The following is an 18,709-nucleotide window of genomic DNA, read 5'->3' on the forward strand; positions in this document are numbered from 1 at the left end:
CATCGTGTCAGGCAGTCACCGGACGCGGTCCGGTCCGTGCCTCGCAGTGCGGGGAGTCGTGCATCGGCATCTCGGTCAGGCCCGGGTGGTAGATGTGCAGGCTCACCGCGGGCTCCAGCGCGTCGTTCACCACGTCGTGCACGTAACCGGGCGCGAACACCCGCTGGGCGCCGGCCGCCAGCGCGCGCGTGCCCCGTCCGGTGCGCTCGGTCAGCGTCCCCTCCAGAACGGTGAGGACACCGGAGGACCGGCCGTGGTCGTGCGGACCGCTGCCCTGTCCGGGCACCCAGGACAGCAGCCAGACCTCGTAGCCGGGGCCGGTGCGCAGCCGGTGGTACCAGCGGGTGGTGGCGTCGTAGCGGACGAGGTGCGCCCACTGGGAGCGGTCGGCGGCGATGGCGCGGGCGAGGCCCACGAACTCGGCGACGGTGGCGGGGTGCTCGCGCGGCGGCTGGAGCAGGTGCGGGACTTCGAGGATGTCGCCGGCGATCTGGAGGTCGTTGTCGCTGTTCATCGGGTGAGGGGGTTCCTCGGCGGAGAGTGGGGGCTGGGTGTCGCTCTGCGTCCGCCCGGGTCACGGGCGAGGAGAGGTGTCCCGGATGAGGGTCAGGGACAGGGAAACGCGGCCGAGCCGGGATGGACTCGGGAGCAGCCGGAGCGCGATGGGCTCAACAGCTGGGACAGCAACAACAGCTACAGCGCGCGCGTGCGGCACCGAGGGACCCGGCGGTGCGGGTCGAGACGGGTGCCAAGTTCGCGAGCATGCCCACTAGGACAGCGGCTGACACCCGGACTGTCAACTCGACGCCCGGAAAGTGCGACATGGTTCACCTCATCCGGTTCATCTGTCAGGTGAAAGGTTTGTTCACCCGGATCCCGGGACACATGGCGCACAACCGAGCGCTCGAGCCTCGCCGGAACGGGATCGAACGCGGGGGCGTCCTTCTCCGTACAGGGAACCGTGCGGGTCCGTCGCCCCCTCCGGGCCTTTTTCTGTGTGTCAGGGTTTATGGCGATTTGAACACTTTCCGCATGGCCTTGGTTCCGCAGAGTGAATAACGGGCTCAATAGCAGATCTCGGCTTGACTCGCCCGGAGCAGCACACTTGTAATTTCACTCGTGTCGTTCAGCCGAAATCGGTAGCGGCTACGCACGGGGACGTGAAGACAGACGAGGGGCGCACATGACCGAGCTGGTGCAGCAACTGCTGGTCGACGACGCGGACGAGGAACTCGGCTGGCAGGAGCGCGCACTGTGCGCCCAGACCGACCCCGAGTCCTTCTTCCCCGAGAAGGGCGGCTCGACCAGAGAGGCGAAGAAGGTCTGCCTCGCCTGCGAGGTGCGCTCCGAATGCCTCGAGTACGCCCTCGCCAACGACGAGCGCTTCGGCATCTGGGGCGGTCTGTCCGAGCGTGAGCGCCGCCGGCTGAAGAAGGCCGCCGTCTGACCGGCGCCCGGTCACCCTTCGGCCGCCGCACCGGCGAGCGGCCGGACGGCGCCCCCGCATACGTCGCGAACGGCCCGTCGCTCGTGGGTTATCCACAGGCGGCGGGCCGTCGTCATGGTCAGCCGATAGTGTGGTCGCTCGTCCGAGACGCCCCGCTGTCCCCTCGGGGCACAGGCGTCCACCGCAGTCCATCGAACCGGGGCCCGTACCTCGATGTCCGTGCACAGCCATACGGCAGCTCAAGACCCGGCTGCCCACCCTGAGTTCCCGCGTCATGTGGTGACCGCGGTCCTCGTCTCCCACGACGGCGCCCGCTGGCTGCCCGACGCGCTGGCCGGGCTGCTCGGCCAGGAGCGCCCCGTCCAGAACGCGGTGGCGGCCGACACCGGCAGCGCGGACGACTCCGCCCAGCTGGTCACCGACGCCCTCGGCGACGACCGCGTGCTGCACCTGGCCCGGCGTACCGGCTTCGGCCAGGCGGTGGAGGAGGCGAGCCGCATCGCCCCCCTCCTCACCCCCGACGAGCTGCCCTACCTCAGGCGCCCCAGCGGCTGGGACCCGGTCACGCGCTCGTGGCGCGACGACGCCTACGACCTGCCCGAACTGCCGCACGGCGAACCCGTCCAGTGGCTCTGGCTGCTGCACGACGACTGCGCCCCCGAACCCGACGCCCTCGCCCAGCTCCTCCGGGTCGTCGACAACGAACTCGAACTCGGCCGCGACGACGTGGCGATCGTCGGCCCCAAGCTGCGCGGCTGGTACGACCGCAGGCAACTGCTGGAGGTCGGCGTCTCCATCGCCAACTCCGGCCGCCGCTGGACCGGCCTGGACCGCCGGGAACAGGACCAGGGCCAGCACGACCACGTCCGCACCGTGCTGTCCGTCTCCACCGCCGGCATGCTCGTCCGCCGCGACGTCTTCGAGCAGCTCGGCGGATTCGACCGCCGGCTGCCCCTGATGCGCGACGACGTCGACCTGTGCTGGCGGGCCCACGCGGCCGGCCACCGGGTCCTCGTCGCACCCGAGGCGGTCGTACGGCACGCCGAGGCGGCCTCCCGCGAGCGCCGCACCGTCGACTGCGTGGGCCGCACCGCCGCCTCCCCGCACAAGGTCGACAAGGCCGGCGCCATCTACACCCTGCTCGTCAACACCCGCACGGCCGCGCTGCCCTGGGTGCTGCTGCGGCTCGTCCTCGGCACCCTGCTGAGGACCGTCGCCTACCTCGTCGGCAAGGTCCCCGGGCAGGCCGTCGACGAGATCCGCGGTCTGCTGGGAACCCTGCTGCGGCCCGAGCGGATCCTCGCCGGACGGCGCCACCGCGGCCCCTCCCGGATCGACAGGACCGAGCTGCGCCGGCTCTTCCCGCCGCCCGGGGCGACCATCCGCGCCACCGTGGAGCAGGTCGCGGGCAACTTCTCCGGCGGCTCCGACAGCGAGACCTCCTCCGCCGGCCGGCACGGCGGCGCCGTGGAGTCCGGGCCCGGCGGTGACGACGCCGACTTCCTGGAGATCGAGCAGTTCGCCCGGCTGAAGCGGATCGCCCGCAGGCCCGGCCCGGTGCTCTTCCTGGCCCTGCTCCTGGTCTCCCTCGTCGCCTGCCGCGCCCTGCTCGGCGGCGGCGCCCTCGCGGGCGGCGCCCTGCTGCCCGCCCCGGCGAGCGCCGGCGACCTCTGGTCCCGCTACCTGGACGCCTGGCACCCCGTGGGCGCCGGCGGCACCGCCGCCGCACCGCCCTACCTCGCCGTCGTCGCGACCCTCGCCTCGATCCTCTTCGGCTCCACCGGCCTCGCCGTCACCGTGCTGCTGGTCTGCTCGGTTCCGCTGGCCGGCCTCACCGCCTACTTCGCCTCCCGGCCCCTCGTCACCTCCCGCCTGCTGCGCGCCTGGGCCGCGATCGCCTACGCCTTCCTGCCCGCCGCGACCGGCGCCCTGGCCGGCGGCCGCATCGGCACCGCCGTCCTCGCCGTGCTGCTGCCGCTCATCGCGCGCGCGGGCATCGCCGCGAGCGGCCTGACCCATGCCTCCGGCGCGCGCGGAAGCTGGCGCGCGACCTGGGCGTACGCGCTGCTGCTCACCATCACCACCGCGTTCACCCCGATCGTCTGGCCCATCGCGCTGATCCTCGGCGTCGGTGTGCTGGTCCTGCGCCGCGGCGACCTCGTCGCACACGGCCTGCGCTTCCTCGCCCAGCTCGGCACCCCGCTGCTGATCCTCGCCCCCTGGTCGCTGACCCTGCTCCCGACCGGCTTCTTCACGGAGGCCGGCCTGGAGTACGGCGCCTCCAGCGCCTCCGCGCTCGACCTGCTTGGCGCCGGCCCAGGCGGCCCCGGGACCGTCGACGGCCTGATGCTCATCGGCATCGTCCTCGCCGCCCTGGCCGCACTGCTGCGCTCCGAACGTCAGCTGGGCATCCGGACCGCCTGGGCGGTCGCCCTGGTGGGCCTCGTCTTCGCCGTCCTGTCCAACCACTCCACGTGGGCCGGACCGGCCACCCTCGTCTACGGCATCGCGCTGCTGGCCGCCGCCGCGCTCGGCGCCGACGGGGCACGCGCGCGCGTCGCCGAGCAGAGCTTCGGCTGGCGCCAGCCCGTCGCCGCCCTGATCGCCTTCGCCTCGGCCGCGGGCCCGCTGCTCGTCGCCGCCGGCTGGATGATCGGCGGTGCCGACGGCCCGCTGGAGCGCCGCGACCCGGTGCAGGTCCCCGCGTTCGTCGCCGAGGACGCCGCCACCCGCGACCAGGCCCGCACCCTGGTCCTGGACAGCGACTCCACCGCACACGTGCGCTACAGCCTGGTCCGCGGCTCCGGCGCCCGTATGGGAGACGCCGAACTCGCCGCCACCGACGGGGAGAACGCCAGGCTCGACAAGGTCGTCGCCAACCTCGTCGCCGGCTCCGGCGCCGACCAGGCGGGCCAGCTCGGCGGCTTCGCCGTGCGCTACGTCCTCGTCCACAAGGGCGCGCCCCGCGAGATCACCCGCGTCCTGGACGCCACGCCCGGCCTGAGCCGGCTCAGCCAGCAGGACGGCAGCGCCCTGTGGCGCGTCGACCAGCAGGTCTCCCGCGCCACCATCGTGCCCGCGGGCGGCACCGGTACCGCCCGGTCAGTCGCCGCCGGGCCCGTGGAGATCCACACCACCGTCCCCGCCGGCTCCGGCGGCCGGGTCCTGCGCCTGGCCGACGCGGTCTCCGACGGCTGGACGGCCACCCTGGACGGCGAGCCGCTCACGCCCACCACGGTCGACGGCTGGGCGCAGGGCTTCCAACTGCCCTCCAGCGGCGGCCGGCTGGACGTCGTGCACGACGACCCGATCACCCACACCGCCTGGCTGTGGGCCCAGGGCGCGCTCGCCGTCGTCCTGATCGTCCTCGCCCTGCCCGGCCGTCGCCGTGACATCGACGACGACCTGCCCGAGGAGCAGCCGCCGCCCGCCCAGGCCACCGCCGGCGAGGGCCGCCGCGCCCGCCGGCTGCGCGCCCAGGCCGAGGAGGCGGCCGTCCCGGAGCAGCCCGCCCCCGACGAGATGCCGCCACCTCCGCAGGAGGTCCCGGCGGCCGTCCCCCAGCAGCCGGCGTACGGCGAGTGGGACTACGCGGGCAGCGACTACGCCCACTACGGCACGGGCCAGTACCAGGACGCCGGGCAGTACCCGGCCGAGGCCTACGACCAGCAGGCGTACCAGCCCGACCCGTACCAGAACGGCCAGTACGACCCCTACGCCCACGGCGGCACGGCCGAGCAGCAGGGCTACGACCAGCAGGCGTACCAGCAGGGTTACGACCCGGCCCAGCAGCAGTACGGCACCGGCAGCGAGCGCCCCGACGGGAGCCAGCAGTGAACCGCACCACCCTGTCCCTGATCGCCTGCACGACCGCGCTGGCCGCCGTCACCGCCTTCGCCGCGCTCGACACCCCGTCCGCGTCCGGCTCGGCCCCGGCCGGGGCCGCCGCCGAACTGCCCGTGGAGCGCACCAGCCTGCTGTGCCCCGCGCCCAGCTCCTCCGACATCGCCGACACCTCGTACACGTCGTTCACGCCCGTCACGAAGGGCACGGCGAGCGGCGGCAAGGCGCAACTCCAGGCGGCCACCGAGCAGTCGGCGGACGGCACCAGCGGGTCGAAGAAGGGCGGGGATGCCGAACGGAAGCCCGCCAAGCCGCTCCTGACGCCGAAGAACCCCGGCGCCCCGGCCACCGGCGACACCTCGGGCTCCGACACCCCCGCCCAGGTCGGCACCGCCGACGGCAGGTACGCGCCCGGCTGGACCGTGCAGGAGACCACCGAGGTGGTCGCCGGTACGGGCCGCGGCCTGCAGGGCGTCAACTGCACCGCCCCGGACACCGAGTTCTGGTTCCCGGGCGCCAGCACGGCCGCCGACCGCACCGACTACGTGCACCTCACCAACCCCGAGGACTCGGCCGCCGTCGTCGACATCGAGCTGTACGGCAAGGACGGCGCGATCAAGTCCTCGGTCACGGACGGCTTCACGATCCCGCCGCACGGGAGCGAGCCGATCCTGCTCTCCACGCTCACCGACGAACGGCAGACCGATCTGGCCGTGCACGTCAGCGTGCGCAGCGGCCGGGTCGGCGCGGCGGTCCAGGCCCTGGACGACAAGGTGGGCGGCGACTGGCTGGCCGCGGCGGACGATCCGTCCGGCAGCCTGGTCCTGCCCGGCATCCCCAAGGACGCCACCGATGTCCGCCTGATCGCCTTCACCCCCGGTGACGCCGACGCGGACCTCAAGGTCCGCCTGGCCTCGCCCGACGGCCTGATCACCCCCGCCGGGAACGAGACCCTGCACGTCAAGGCCGGGATGACGACCGCGGCCGACCTCGGCGACGTCACCCGTGGCGAGGCGGGCTCCCTGGTGCTCACGCCCACCGACCAGTCCGTACCCGTGGTGGCGGCCCTCCGGGTGGTCCGGGGCAAGGGGGCCAAGCAGGAGACGGCCTTCATCCCCGCCACGGCCCCCGTCGGCAAGCGGGCCACCTCGGCCGACAACCGCGGCAAGACCTCGACCCTCTCCCTGACCGCGCCCACGGCCACCACCACGGTCAAGGTCACGGCGTCGGCGGGCAGCGAGGGCGGCACCCCGGTCACGAAGACCGTCACGATCAAGTCGGGGACCACGCAGGACATCCCGGCCCTGGTCCCGTCCGGTCTGAAGGGCACCTACGCCCTGACGGTGGAACCGGTCTCCGGAGGCCCGCTGTACGCCTCCCGCACCCTCACGTCCACGGCGGCCGGCGTCCCCGCCTTCACCGTCCAGACCCTCCCCACCGACCGAGGCCTGGTCTCGGTCCCCCGGACGGAAGAGGACCTGTCCCTCCTCCAGAAGTGACCCGGGACGCGCACGCCCGCGCGGCCACGGCCGTCCGAGCCGCCCGGCCGCGCGGGCACGCATGCTCCCGGGCGGGCTGCGACGCGGGGCCCTACAGGCCCGGTCCGGCGGGCCCGTCCGGCTCCGGGGGCCTCAGTCCTCCCCGTACCGGGGGTCGACCGTCTCCGGGGTCAGCCCCAGCAGCTCCGCCACCTGCTCCACCACGACCTCGTGCACCAACGCGGCCCGCTCGTCCCGCCCCTTGGTCCGGATCTCCACCGGTCGCCGGTACACCACGACCCGGGCCCGCCGCCCGTCCCGCGCAGGGATGATCCCGCCCAGCGGCACGGCCTCGTCGGCCCAGACGTCCGTACCCCGCCCCTCCAGCCGAGGCACCTCGAGCACCAGGAAGTCCATGTCCGCCAGCTGCGGCCACCGCCGCTCGAGCCGCTCCACGGAGTCCTGCACCAGGTCCGCGAACACCTCGGCCCTGCTGGCCGCCAGCGGCACCTGCGGCGGCGCGATCGGCCCACGCATGCCCCGCCCGTGGCGATCACGGCGACGGGGCCCGGGGCCGGTGGCGCGGGGCGGTACACGGTTGTCCATCACCGCAGAAGCCTAGTCCCCGCACGCTCCGCCCGCCCGACCCCACGCGGCAACCGGCCACCGGCACTCCGTGCCCCCCGGCGCGGCACGACGCGTGTCACCGGACCTGTCAGATGTTGAACATTCCAGCCAAGGTCTGGCCAGTTTCCGTAACCCTCCAAGACCGGTTGACTCAAGGCAATTGACGATGTTTGTGCCGAGTCGTGACCCAAGGCCTCCTCGCCCATGACCCCGCCCGGTCCCGTCCCCGCAGGTCAGCAAGGCATGTTGAGAGGTGCCTGTGGGGCGTCTCACAGTTCGACACGGTGGCGTGACCTGGAGGAGAGTCGTCGCGGCCCGCTCAAGAGTGCGGTACCGTCCATCGTCGTGAGCCCTGTACGTCGCTGTTCGCGCACCGCCTGCGGCCGACCCGCCGTCGCGACGCTGACGTACGTCTACGCCGACTCGACCGCGGTCCTCGGCCCGCTCGCCACCTACGCCGAACCCCACTGCTACGACCTGTGCGCCGAGCACTCCGAGCGTCTCACCGCGCCCCGCGGCTGGGAGGTCGTCCGTCTCCTCGACGGCTCCGCCCCCGCGCGGCCCAGCGGGGACGACCTCGAAGCCCTCGCCAACGCCGTGCGCGAGGCGGCCCGCCCCCAGCAGCGGGCGGCCGAGGCGGGCGGCGGCGGGGCCCGTACCCCGGACCCCATGGAAGTCGCCCGCCGCGGGCATCTGCGCATCCTGCGCTCGCCGGACAACTGAGTCACCGCTCCGCGGAGAACCGATCCGGCACCCACCGGGGCGGCCCACGCGCCGACTTGCCCGCCCCTTGCCGCCCACTTGCCCGTCCGCCGGGTGTCCGCGCACCTGCCACTCACCCCCGACGGGTAGTTTGTGGGCACCCATAGGACTTCAGGAGGGTTGGCCGTGACTGCTGATCTGTCGCAGATCGTGAAGGCGTACGACGTACGCGGAGTGGTCCCGGACCAGTGGGACGAGCCGCTGGCCGCCCTCTTCGGCGCCGCCTTCGCCGAGGTGACGGACGCGACGGCCATCGTCGTCGGCCACGACATGCGCCCCTCGTCCCCCGGCCTGTCCCGCGCCTTCGCGCGCGGCGCCGCCGAACGCGGGGTGGACGTCACCGAGATCGGCCTGTGCTCGACGGACCAGCTGTACTACGCCTCGGGGGCGCTCGACCTCCCGGGCGCGATGTTCACGGCCTCCCACAACCCGGCGCAGTACAACGGCATCAAGATGTGCCGCGCGGGCGCCGCCCCGGTCGGTCAGGACACGGGCCTCGCCCAGATCCGCGAACTCGTCGAGCGCTGGCTGGAGTCGGGCACCCCGGAGCCGGCCGCCGAGCCGGGAACCCTCACCGCGCGCGAGACGTTGGAGGACTACGCGGCCTATCTGCGCTCCCTCGTCGACCTCACCGCCGTCCGCCCCCTGAAGGTCGTCGTCGACGCCGGCAACGGCATGGGCGGCCACACGGTCCCCACGGTCTTCGCCGGCCTGCCCCTGACCCTCGTGCCGATGTACTTCGAACTGGACGGCACCTTCCCGAACCACGAGGCCAACCCCCTCGACCCGGCCAACATCGTGGACCTGCAGAAGCGGGTCCCGGCGGAGGGCGCCGACCTCGGCATCGCCTTCGACGGCGACGCCGACCGCTGCTTCGTCGTGGACGAGAACGGCGACCCCGTCTCCCCGTCCGCGATCACCGCCCTGGTCGCGGCGCGCGAGCTGGCCCGCACCGGCGGCGAGGGCACCGTCATCCACAACCTGATCACGTCCCGCACCGTCCCGGAGGTGGTGAGGGAGAACGGCGGCACCCCCGTCCGCACCCGCGTCGGGCACTCCTTCATCAAGGCCGAGATGGCCCGCTCCGGCGCGATCTTCGGCGGCGAGCACTCCGCCCACTACTACTTCAAGGACTTCTGGAACGCCGACACGGGCATGCTGGCCGCCCTCCACGTCCTCGCGGCCCTCGGCGGTCAGGACGGCCCCCTGTCCGCCCTGACCGCCCAGTACGACCGCTACCGGGGCTCCGGCGAGATCAACTCCACCGTCGCCGACCAGGCCGCCCGCCTCGCCGCGATCCGCGCCGCCTACGAGGGCCGGCCCGGCATCACCCTCGACGACCTCGACGGCCTCACGGTCTCCGCCGCCGACTGGTGGTTCAACGTCCGCCCGTCCAACACGGAGCCGCTGCTGCGCCTGAACGCGGAGGCCAAGGACGAGGCGACGATGACCAGGATCCGCGACGAGGCCCTGGCGATCATCAGGGCCTGAGCCACCCGCCCGCCCCGCATCGGGGCGGGCGAACCCGGGTCCAGCGGGCAGCGCGCCCCCGGCCGCACCCGCGGGCCCGGCCCGACACCGCCACCAGCGGTACGCTGACCAGCACATCGGCAATTGAACTTCCGCCCCCGAAGGGACACCCTCATGCCGCTCGAAGCCGGCCTCCTGGAGATCCTCGCCTGCCCCGCCTGTCACGCCCCCCTCAAGGAGCAGGACACCGAGCTGATCTGCACCGGCCAGGACTGCGGCCTGGCATACCCGGTCCGCGACGGCATCCCGGTCCTGCTCGTCGACGAGGCCCGCCGCCCCGCGTAACCGAGGCGCTCCCGCCCCGCACGCACCGCGGCGCCACCGCCGCGCACCGACGAGGCGCCCACCCCGCGTTCGAACCCCGCACAGGACCCCGGCGATCGGAGGCTGCCGCCCATGCTCGACGAATCGCTGCTCGACAGTCCGGAGGGACTCGCCGACGCCGACCGCCGCGGCCTCCTCCGCGGCGCGGCGGAGGCCGGCGCCCGCGTACGCACCGCCGTCCGGCACGCCGCCGAGGCCGGTGTGGCCGAGCTCAAGCCCGACGGCCGCCCCCGCGCCGTGCTGATCGCGGGCCCCGGAGCCGCCGCCACCCAGACCGCCGACCTGCTCGGCACCCTGGCCGGCCCCGGCAGCCCCGTCATCCGGCTGGCGCCCACCGGCGTCGCCCCCGCCGCCGGCGCCCTGCGCTGGGAGATCCCGGGCTGGGTCGGCTCCGTCGACCTGCTGCTCATCGCCACCCCGGACGGCACCGAACCCAGCCTCTCCCTGCTCGCCGAGCAGGCCTACCGCCGCGGCTGCTCGGTCGTCGCCGTCGCCCCGGCCGGCACCCCGCTCGCCGAGGCGATCGCCGCGGCGCACGGAATGTTCGTACCGATGGCGACGGCGCCCTACGACCAGGAAGAACCCCTCGCCGCGTCCTCCCCGGGCGTGTTCTGGGCCCTGTTCACCCCGCTGCTCGCCCTGCTGGACCGCATCGGCCTGCTCGGCGCGGCGCCGGAGGCCCTGGAGAAGGTCGCCGACCGCCTGGACCACATCGCCGAGCGCTGCGGCCCCGCCATCGCGGCGTACAGCAACCCGGCCAAGACCCTCGCCGCCGAACTCGCCGACGCGCTCCCCGTCGTGTGGACGGAGGGCCCCGGGACCGGTCCGGCCGGCCGCCGTTTCGCCGCCGCCCTCGCCGAACTCGCCGGCCGCCCCGCCCTCGTCGCCGAGCTCCCCGAGGCGCTCGCCGCGCACAGCGCCCTGCTGGCCGGTCCGCTCGCGGCCAGCGCCGACCCGGGCGACTTCTTCCGCGACCGAGTGGAGGAGCCGCCCGCGTTGCACGCGCGCGTGGTGCTGCTCCGCGACCGCCCGATCGGCGGCCTCACCGCCGCCCCCGCCGCCCGCGACCTGGCGCTCAGCCACGACACGCCGATCAGCGAACTCGAACCCGAGGAGGGCGACGAGCTGGAGACCCTCGCGGAACTGATCGCCGTCACGGATTTCGCCGCCGTTTACCTGGCGCTCGCTTCCGGGGCCTGATCTGGCTCAGGGCGTCGCACCCGGGCCCGCCCGGACCGACCGCCCGCGACCCACCAGCGGAACACCGGCCGGCACCGGCGCACCACCCGGTGCCGGCGCCGGCCGAGCAGCGTACGTACGGAGACAGAGAAACCACATGGACCGCCTCGACAACACCGTCCGCCCCTACGCCTGGGGTTCCACCACCGCCATCCCGCACCTCCTCGGCGTCGAACCGAGCGGCGAACCGCAGGCGGAGATGTGGATGGGCGCCCACCCGGGAGCTCCCTCGCGCACGGCGCGCGGGACGCTCGTCGAGGTGATCGACGCCGGCCCGGAACGGGAACTGGGCGCCGCGGCGGTCGCGAAGTTCGGCCCGCGGCTGCCGTTCCTGCTCAAGATCCTCGCCGCGGGCGCGCCCCTCTCCCTCCAGGTGCACCCCGACCTGGAGCAGGCCAGGGAGGGTTTCGCCGACGAGGAGCGGCGCGGCATCCCCGTCGACGCCCCGCACCGCAACTACAAGGACGCCAACCACAAGCCCGAACTGATCTGCGCGCTCACCGAGTTCGACGGCCTGTGCGGGTTCCGCGCCCCGGCCGAGGCGGCCGCCCTGCTCGACGGGCTCGGCGTCGACTCCCTGAAGCCGTACGTCGACCTGCTGCGCGCGCACCCCGAGGACGCGGCACTGCGGGAGGTCCTCACCGCCGTCCTCACCGCCGACCCGCAGGAAATGGCGCACACGGTCGCCGAGGCCACCGCCGCCTGCACCCGCCTCGGCGGGGACTACGCGCCCTACGCCGGCCTCGCCCACCACTACCCGGGCGACCCCGGCGTCATCGCGGCCATGCTCCTCAACCACGTCCGCCTGCAGCCCGGCGAGGCGCTGTTCCTCGGCGCCGGCATCCCGCACGCCTACCTCGACGGCCTCGGCGTCGAGATCATGGCCAACTCCGACAACGTCCTGCGCTGCGGCCTGACCCCCAAGCACGTCGACGTCCCCGAACTGCTGCGCGTCGTCCGCTTCGAGGCGGGCGACGCGGGCGTGCTGCGCCCCGAGGCGTCCCCGGACGGCGAGGAGGTCTACGAGACCCCGATCGACGAGTTCCGGCTCTCCCGGTTCGCCCTGTCCGAGGGCGGCAGCGCCCACGACCTCACCCTCGACACCCCGCAGATCCTGCTCTGCACGGCCGGGTCCGTCCAGGCCGGTGAGCACGAGCTGGCCCCCGGCCAGTCGGTCTTCGTCCCGGCGGGGGAGAAGGCCGAGGTGTCCGGTGCGGGCACCGTCTTCCGGGCCACTGTGATCGTATGACCGGGACTGTGGACACCTGACGCGCCGCCACCCGGACGGGCTGCAACAATGGCCCACCGGCAAAGCACGGGCAAAGACGGGTACACGCCTGGACGGCGTAGACGGACGAGGGCGAAGGGACAACGCGGACACATGAGCGCGTCAGGCGGTACCAGGGCGATCGTGGCGGCACTCGGTGCCAATCTCGCGATCGCGGCATCGAAGTTCGTGGCGTTCGCGTTCAGCGGCTCGTCGTCGATGCTCGCCGAGGGTGTCCACTCGCTCGCCGACTCCGGCAACCAGTTCCTGCTGCTCATCGGCGGCAAGAAGGCACAGCGCGAGGCGACCCCCCAGCACCCCTTCGGCTACGGCCGCGAGCGCTACATCTACGCGTTCCTCGTCTCGATCGTCCTGTTCTCCATCGGCGGCATGTTCGCCATCTACGAGGGCTACGAGAAGATCACCCATCCCCACCCGGTCGAGCACTGGTACTGGCCGGTGGGGGTCCTGGTCTTCGCGATCATCGCCGAGGGCTTCTCCTTCCGCACGGCCATCAAGGAGTCCAACGAACTGCGCGGAAGGCTGTCCTGGTCGCAGTTCATCCGCCGCGCCAAGGCCCCCGAACTGCCCGTCGTCCTCCTCGAGGACTTCGGCGCGCTCATCGGTCTGGTCCTCGCCCTGGGCGGCGTCGGCCTGGCACTGATCACCGGCAACGGCGTCTGGGACGGCATCGGCACCGTCTGTATCGGTGTCCTGCTGGTCGGCATCGCCCTCGTGCTCGCCGCCGAGACCAAGTCGCTGCTGCTCGGCGAGTCCGCGGGCATCGAGGACGTCAAGAAGATCGAGGCCGCGATCGTCGACGGCGCCGCCGTCACCGGCGTCATCCACATGCGCACGCTCCACCTCGGCCCCGAGGAACTGCTGGTCGCCGCCAAGATCGCTGTCCAGCACGACGACACGGCCGGCGAGATCGCCAACGCCATCAACGCGGCCGAGGCCCGCATCCGGGCCGCCGTCCCCATCGCCCGCGTGATCTACCTGGAACCCGACATCTACAGCGAGGCCGAGGCCGCCAAGGGCCCGGACCCGGAGGCGACCCCGGGTGGCCCCACCCCGCACGCCGCCGGCCACTGATTGACGGGAACTCTTCGAAGGCGGACTGGGGGCTCCCCCGTCTCCCGGTGTAGCTTGGGACGGAGCCAGACGTCGCTGCTGATGGCGGTCGGGCGGTCCCGCAGCGGACCGGCCGAGGGAGAGAGGGCCTCCGACGGACTGCGCTGCGCGTACGCGGGCATGCCTGTGTCCTCTTCTCGGGCACCCCTGTGTCCGTCGCCGCGCAGACCAGCCGTACCCACCTCGCCCCAACCCCGAGGAGCAGCTCGCAATGACGACTGTCGACAACCGACAGGACTTCAAGGTCGCCGACCTCTCCCTGGCCGAGTTCGGCCGCAAGGAGATCACCCTCGCCGAGCACGAGATGCCGGGCCTGATGGCGATCCGCAAGGAATACGCCGAGGCCCAGCCCCTCGCCGGCGCCCGCGTCACCGGCTCCCTGCACATGACCGTGCAGACCGCCGTCCTCATCGAGACCCTGGTCGCCCTCGGCGCCCGGGTCCGCTGGGCCTCCTGCAACATCTTCTCCACCCAGGACCACGCGGCCGCCGCCATCGCCGTCGGCCCGAACGGCACGCCCGACAACCCGCAGGGCGTCCCGGTCTTCGCCTGGAAGGGCGAGACCCTGGAGGAGTACTGGTGGTGCACCGAGCAGGCGCTGACCTGGCCTGACAGCGCCACCGGCGGCCCGAACATGATCCTCGACGACGGCGGCGACGCCACCCTCCTCGTCCACAAGGGCGTCGAGTACGAGAAGGACGGCAAGGTCCCCGGCCTGGAGACCGCCGAGTCCGACGAGCACCGCGTCATCCTCCAGCTGCTGCACCGCACCCTGGGCGAGAACCCCCAGAAGTGGACCCAGCTCGCCTCGGAGATCCGCGGCGTCACCGAGGAGACCACCACCGGCGTCCACCGCCTGTACGAGATGCAGCGCGACGGTGTCCTCCTCTTCCCGGCGATCAACGTCAACGACGCCGTCACCAAGTCGAAGTTCGACAACAAGTACGGCTGCCGCCACTCCCTGGTCGACGGCATCAACCGCGCCACCGACGTCCTCATCGGCGGCAAGACCGCCGTCGTCTGCGGCTACGGCGACGTGGGCAAGGGCTGCGCGGAGTCCCTGCGCGGCCAGGGCGCCCGCGTGATCATCACCGAGATCGACCCGATCTGCGCCCTGCAGGCGGCGATGGACGGCTACCAGGTCACCACCCTGGACGAGGTCGTCGAGACCGCTGACATCTTCGTCACCACCACCGGCAACAAGGACATCATCCTCGCGTCGGACATGGCGAAGATGAAGCACCAGGCGATCGTCGGCAACATCGGTCACTTCGACAACGAGATCGACATGGCCGGCCTCGCCCAGATCCCGGGCATCGTCAAGGACGAGGTCAAGCCCCAGGTCCACACCTGGAAGTTCCCCGACGGCAAGGTCATCATCGTGCTGTCCGAGGGCCGCCTGCTGAACCTGGGCAACGCCACCGGTCACCCGTCGTTCGTGATGTCCAACTCCTTCGCGGACCAGACCCTGGCCCAGATCGAGCTGTACACCAAGCCCGACGAGTACCCGACCGGTGTCTACGTGCTGCCCAAGCACCTCGACGAGAAGGTCGCCCGCCTCCACCTGGACGCGCTCGGCGTGAAGCTCACCAAGCTGCGCCCCGAGCAGGCCTCCTACATCGGCGTGGAGGTCGAGGGCCCGTACAAGTCGGACCACTACCGCTACTGATCCGCGGCCCCGCCCGCCGGGGAGCGCACCGGCCCGCCGCCGCGCTCCCCGCCGGCAGGCCCGCAGAACCGCAGAGGCAGGCCCCCGCACCCCCGTGCCGGGGGCCTGCCCCTTTGGCCCCGGACCGGACCAGCAGCCTCAGCCGGACCGCCGGCCCGTCACGACCCAGGACCCCCATGCCACGCGGCCGATATTCGCTCCACGATCCGCACGATCACACCCCCGTCGCGGAAGAGCACTTCCAGTGCGCGCCCGGCCCCTCCGGCTGGCGCTACGTCTCCCAGCTGACCACCCCCGCCGGCGACCACCGCGGCTCGGTCGACCTCACCCTGGACGACCTCGGCCGCCCCATCCGCCTCGAACTGCACGCGGGTGGCTGGCAGGTGCGAGGCGCCGCCCTCGACGGCGTCACCTGGGTCCGCACCGACGCCACCGGAACCGAGGCCACCGAGGGCAATGTGCGCGCCCACGCCTTCACCGGCACGTCCCCCGCGTTCCTGGTCGCCACCGCCCGTCTCCTGCGCCTCACCCCCTCCACGGCGACCCGCGTGCGCCTCGTGTCCTTCACCGGCCCGGTCCTCGCCCCCCGCACCCTGGACCAGTCCTGGACCTTGGTGGACAGCGAAGCACACGCCACTGACAACGGGCCCCTGGCCGTGGACGAATACCAGGTCACCGACCTGGACACGGGCGAGAGGCACACCGTGCACATCGCCGGGGACGTGGTCCTGTCCGCGCCCGGGATCGAGCTGGAGGACCTCCAGTCACCGCCGTCCTTGTTCGACTGAGCGGACGCGGGCGCCTCAGGCCGGCGGCGCGAATCCGGTGGCGGGGCGGTCGGCCGGCGGCTCGTCCGGGCGCACCGGGGCGGACGGCGCGGAGGGCGTGACGGGAACCCGCGGCTCAGCGCCGGCCGGGGACTGATCGGCCGGGTACCGGTACGTGTTCGGCGCGGGCGGCTGCGCGGCCGGCGGCCGGAAGCCGGAGGACGCACCACCGCCGACCGCCGAGGACCCCACGGGCTCCGTGGGCGCTCCGGAGGCAGAGGGGGAGGACGAGCCCGCCGCCGCGGCGGACCCGGCCGCGCCGAACGCCTGCCGGGCCTCGCGGGACTGCCGTTCCTGGACCACGGCCGCCAGAAACGCCGCCGGGTGCTCGCCGTGCGGCGCGGGCGCGCCCGTACGAGCCGCGACGTCCGCCGCGAGCCGCTGCGCCATCTCCCAGGACACCCGCGGATCCAGCTGCCCCATCCGCGTCAGGTACTGCCGGACCGCGAGCCACAGCCCGTCCGGTACGGCCGACAGATCCAGCTCGGCGAACCGCCCCGCGAGCCACGGCGGCGGCGGAGGCACCTGACCCGCCTGCCCGGCGGGAACCCGTTCGCGCACGACCAGGGTGCCCGCGAACACGTCGCCGAGCCGCCGCCCCCGCGCCGACACCAGGGAGGCGATGCAGGCCACCACCCCGAAGGTCATCAGGATCTCGACCACGCCGATGGCACCCCGCACCAGAGCGTGCCGGAACCGGACCGGGCCACCGTCGTCCCGAACCACCCGCAGTCCGAAGACGACCTTTCCCAGCGAGCGGCCGTGACTGAGCGTCTCCACCGCGATCGGCCCGCCCACCAGCACCAGCAGGAAGGTGGCGATCGACAGAGCCACCTGAGCGGCCTCGTCGAGGGAGGACGTCGCCGCCACCAGCGCCAGAGTGGCGGCGATGTACACGAGCACGGCCACGACCAGGTCGAGCAGCACCGCCAACGCCCTGCTCGGCAGCTTCGCGGGCCGCAATTCGAGCGCCACCGCCTCGCCGGTCACCAGCTCACTCACGCCCGTCGTCCTTCCCCTGGCCTGCCCCGTGAACCGCAAGTCTGCCAAGCTGAGGGCGCATCGCGCCGCAGTACGACAAGCTGACGGCACTCAGAGGATCCACGACGAGCTGTGGACGACCAGCCGAGGAGCAGGCGGACCCCATGGACCTGGACGTCTTCGTCTCCGCGCACCGCGCCGAATGGGACCGCCTCGACGCCCTGCTCCGCCGTGGGCGCCGTCTCGACGGAGCCGAGGCGGACGAGCTCGTCTCCCTCTACCAGCGCACCGCCACCCACCTCTCCCTCATCCAGTCCAGCGCTCCCGACCCCCAGCTGACGGGCCGGCTGAGCCAACTGGTGGCACGCGCGCGCAGCGCCGTGACCGGCACCCGCCGCGCGTCATGGCGCGACGTCACGCGTTTCCTGGGGCGGGGATTCCCCGCCGCGGTCTATCGCGCGCGTCGCTGGTGGGTGCCCACCGCGCTCGTCTCCACCGCCGTCGCGATACTTCTGGGCTGGTGGATAGGCACCCACCCGGAGGTGCAGTCGACCATCGCGGCCCCCAGCCAGCTGCGGGAGCTGACCCGCCCCGGCGGCGAGTACGAGACCTACTACTCGAGCCATCCCGCGGCGTCCTTCGCCGCCCAGGTCTGGACGAACAACGCCCAGGCGGCGGCGATGTGCCTGGTCCTGGGGATCTTCCTGGGTCTGCCCGTGCTCTTCATCCTCTTCGAGAACATGCTCAATCTGGGCGTGGGCATAGGCCTGATGTCGTCCGCCGGCCGCCTCGACACGTTCCTCGGACTGATCCTTCCGCACGGCCTGCTCGAACTGACCGCGGTCTTCGTCGCCGCCGGCACGGGGCTGCGGCTCGGCTGGACCGTCATCGACCCCGGGCCGCGCAGCCGCCGCGTGGCGCTCGCCGAGGAGGGGCGGGCCGCGGTCGGCATGGCGATCGGCCTCGCTCTCGTCCTCTTCGTCTCCGGCGCCATCGAAGGCTTCGTCACCCCGTCGGGCCTGCCCACCTGGGCGCGTATCGGCATCGGTATCGCGGCCGAGCTGGCATTCCTGGCGTACGTCTTCGTCCTAGGCGGCCGCGCGGTGCGGGCCGGCGAGACGGGTGACATCGAGGCGGCCGAGCGCAGCTCCACCGTGCCCACGGCCGCCTGATGTGCATCCACGGCCTCTGAGCTGCTAGTCTCTCCATCGCCCCGCAAGAGCCGTTGACACGGACGGAGTGGGGAGGTAGATTTGAACAGTTGCCTAGAGCTGGACAGGCTCGGGGCTGATCGTTTAGAATCTACTAGCTTCCCGAGAGTCGCGGACGCGGCCCAGAGAAGCACCCTTCCGAATTACTCAGAAATGAGCAGCCGGTCAGACCGGCCGAAAACTTCTGATAAAGTCGGAACCGCCGGAAAGGGAAACGCGAAAGCGGGAACCTGGAAAGCACCGAGGAAATCGGGTCGAGAAAAGATCTGATAGAGTCGGAAACGCAAGAACGAAGGGAAGCGCCCGGAGGAAAGCCCGCGAGGGTGAGTACAAAGGAAGCGACCGTTCCTTGAGAACTCAACAGCGTGCC

General features: G+C 72.8%; 15 protein-coding genes. 12 read left to right on the forward strand and 3 right to left on the reverse strand.

Features of this window, described 5'->3' with window-relative positions; genetic code table 11:
* Positions 1–7 precede the first annotated feature (7 nt).
* On the reverse strand, positions 8–514 hold the full coding sequence (locus ACWCPN_RS09475) for a cysteine dioxygenase (RefSeq protein ID WP_451203779.1): 507 nt from the start codon (positions 512–514) through the stop codon (positions 8–10).
* A gap of 669 nt (positions 515–1,183) precedes the next feature.
* Here ACWCPN_RS09475 and ACWCPN_RS09480 point away from each other — a divergent pair.
* The 3 genes from ACWCPN_RS09480 to ACWCPN_RS09490 all read left to right on the forward strand — a co-directional run bounded on the left by ACWCPN_RS09480 (position 1,184) and on the right by ACWCPN_RS09490 (position 6,789).
* Complete coding sequence (locus ACWCPN_RS09480; protein WP_003975777.1) at positions 1,184–1,447, forward strand: WhiB family transcriptional regulator; 264 nt, start codon at positions 1,184–1,186, stop codon at positions 1,445–1,447.
* A 213-nt stretch (positions 1,448–1,660) separates the two neighbouring features.
* A complete protein-coding gene (locus tag ACWCPN_RS09485) occupies positions 1,661–5,284 on the forward strand; it encodes a glycosyltransferase (RefSeq protein ID WP_451203781.1) in 3,624 nt (1,207 codons plus the stop codon).
* Positions 5,281–6,789, forward strand: a complete 1,509-nt coding sequence (locus ACWCPN_RS09490; RefSeq protein ID WP_451203783.1) for a DUF5719 family protein — start codon at positions 5,281–5,283, stop codon at positions 6,787–6,789. The genes ACWCPN_RS09485 and ACWCPN_RS09490 overlap by 4 nt, the downstream gene beginning before the upstream one ends.
* Before the next feature lie 132 nt (positions 6,790–6,921).
* Here ACWCPN_RS09490 and ACWCPN_RS09495 read toward each other — a convergent pair whose 3' ends face one another.
* The gene (locus ACWCPN_RS09495) at positions 6,922–7,305 is read right to left on the reverse strand and encodes a metallopeptidase family protein (protein ID WP_199210780.1); all 384 of its coding nucleotides are present in this window, start codon (positions 7,303–7,305) and stop codon (positions 6,922–6,924) included.
* A 333-nt stretch (positions 7,306–7,638) separates the two neighbouring features.
* On the opposite strand from ACWCPN_RS09495, the gene ACWCPN_RS09500 reads away from it, so the two are divergent.
* From ACWCPN_RS09500 to ACWCPN_RS09535, 8 genes are all read left to right on the forward strand, one after another.
* Positions 7,639–8,118, forward strand: coding sequence for a DUF3499 domain-containing protein (locus tag ACWCPN_RS09500; protein WP_451203785.1), 480 nt, complete (start codon positions 7,639–7,641; stop codon positions 8,116–8,118).
* Positions 8,119–8,283: 165 nt separating this feature from the next.
* Positions 8,284–9,648, forward strand: coding sequence for a phosphomannomutase/phosphoglucomutase (locus ACWCPN_RS09505; RefSeq protein WP_451203787.1), 1,365 nt, complete (start codon positions 8,284–8,286; stop codon positions 9,646–9,648).
* A gap of 153 nt (positions 9,649–9,801) precedes the next feature.
* Positions 9,802–9,972, forward strand: coding sequence for a Trm112 family protein (locus tag ACWCPN_RS09510; protein WP_007382472.1), 171 nt, complete (start codon positions 9,802–9,804; stop codon positions 9,970–9,972).
* A 111-nt stretch (positions 9,973–10,083) separates the two neighbouring features.
* The gene (locus ACWCPN_RS09515) at positions 10,084–11,211 is read left to right on the forward strand and encodes an SIS domain-containing protein (protein ID WP_451203789.1); all 1,128 of its coding nucleotides are present in this window, start codon (positions 10,084–10,086) and stop codon (positions 11,209–11,211) included.
* Between the two features lie 136 nt (positions 11,212–11,347).
* Positions 11,348–12,499, forward strand: coding sequence for a mannose-6-phosphate isomerase, class I (manA, locus tag ACWCPN_RS09520; RefSeq protein WP_451203791.1), 1,152 nt, complete (start codon positions 11,348–11,350; stop codon positions 12,497–12,499).
* A 132-nt stretch (positions 12,500–12,631) separates the two neighbouring features.
* Positions 12,632–13,612: a cation diffusion facilitator family transporter gene (locus tag ACWCPN_RS09525; RefSeq protein ID WP_451203793.1), complete on the forward strand. Its 981-nt coding sequence runs from the start codon at positions 12,632–12,634 to the stop codon at positions 13,610–13,612.
* Positions 13,613–13,862: 250 nt separating this feature from the next.
* Complete coding sequence (gene ahcY, locus ACWCPN_RS09530) at positions 13,863–15,320, forward strand: adenosylhomocysteinase (protein ID WP_451203795.1); 1,458 nt, start codon at positions 13,863–13,865, stop codon at positions 15,318–15,320.
* A gap of 176 nt (positions 15,321–15,496) precedes the next feature.
* Entirely contained in the window at positions 15,497–16,108 is a 612-nt protein-coding gene (locus tag ACWCPN_RS09535; protein ID WP_451203797.1) for a hypothetical protein, read from the forward strand.
* 15 nt (positions 16,109–16,123) lie between these two features.
* Here ACWCPN_RS09535 and ACWCPN_RS09540 read toward each other — a convergent pair whose 3' ends face one another.
* Positions 16,124–17,149, reverse strand: a complete 1,026-nt coding sequence (locus ACWCPN_RS09540) for an RDD family protein (RefSeq protein WP_451203799.1) — start codon at positions 17,147–17,149, stop codon at positions 16,124–16,126.
* Between the two features lie 143 nt (positions 17,150–17,292).
* On the opposite strand from ACWCPN_RS09540, the gene ACWCPN_RS09545 reads away from it, so the two are divergent.
* Positions 17,293–18,300, forward strand: a complete 1,008-nt coding sequence (locus tag ACWCPN_RS09545) for a stage II sporulation protein M (RefSeq protein ID WP_451203801.1) — start codon at positions 17,293–17,295, stop codon at positions 18,298–18,300.
* Positions 18,301–18,709 lie beyond the last annotated feature (409 nt).

This window comes from Streptomyces sp. NPDC002386, assembly GCF_053593175.1.

Bases quoted from the DNA above. Each gene is read 5' to 3' on its own strand.
- ACWCPN_RS09475 (WP_451203779.1), bottom strand. From the start codon at position 514: ATGAACAGCGACAACGACCTCCAGATCGCCGGCGACATCCTCGAAGTC.
- ACWCPN_RS09480 (WP_003975777.1), top strand. From the start codon at position 1,184: ATGACCGAGCTGGTGCAGCAACTGCTGGTCGACGACGCGGACGAGGAA.
- ACWCPN_RS09485 (WP_451203781.1), top strand. From the start codon at position 1,661: ATGTCCGTGCACAGCCATACGGCAGCTCAAGACCCGGCTGCCCACCCT.
- ACWCPN_RS09495 (WP_199210780.1), bottom strand. From the start codon at position 7,305: ATGCGTGGGCCGATCGCGCCGCCGCAGGTGCCGCTGGCGGCCAGCAGG.
- ACWCPN_RS09500 (WP_451203785.1), top strand. From the start codon at position 7,639: ATGTTGAGAGGTGCCTGTGGGGCGTCTCACAGTTCGACACGGTGGCGT.
- ACWCPN_RS09510 (WP_007382472.1), top strand. From the start codon at position 9,802: ATGCCGCTCGAAGCCGGCCTCCTGGAGATCCTCGCCTGCCCCGCCTGT.
- ACWCPN_RS09515 (WP_451203789.1), top strand. From the start codon at position 10,084: ATGCTCGACGAATCGCTGCTCGACAGTCCGGAGGGACTCGCCGACGCC.
- manA (WP_451203791.1), top strand. From the start codon at position 11,348: ATGGACCGCCTCGACAACACCGTCCGCCCCTACGCCTGGGGTTCCACC.
- ACWCPN_RS09525 (WP_451203793.1), top strand. From the start codon at position 12,632: ATGAGCGCGTCAGGCGGTACCAGGGCGATCGTGGCGGCACTCGGTGCC.
- ahcY (WP_451203795.1), top strand. From the start codon at position 13,863: ATGACGACTGTCGACAACCGACAGGACTTCAAGGTCGCCGACCTCTCC.
- ACWCPN_RS09535 (WP_451203797.1), top strand. From the start codon at position 15,497: ATGCCACGCGGCCGATATTCGCTCCACGATCCGCACGATCACACCCCC.
- ACWCPN_RS09545 (WP_451203801.1), top strand. From the start codon at position 17,293: ATGGACCTGGACGTCTTCGTCTCCGCGCACCGCGCCGAATGGGACCGC.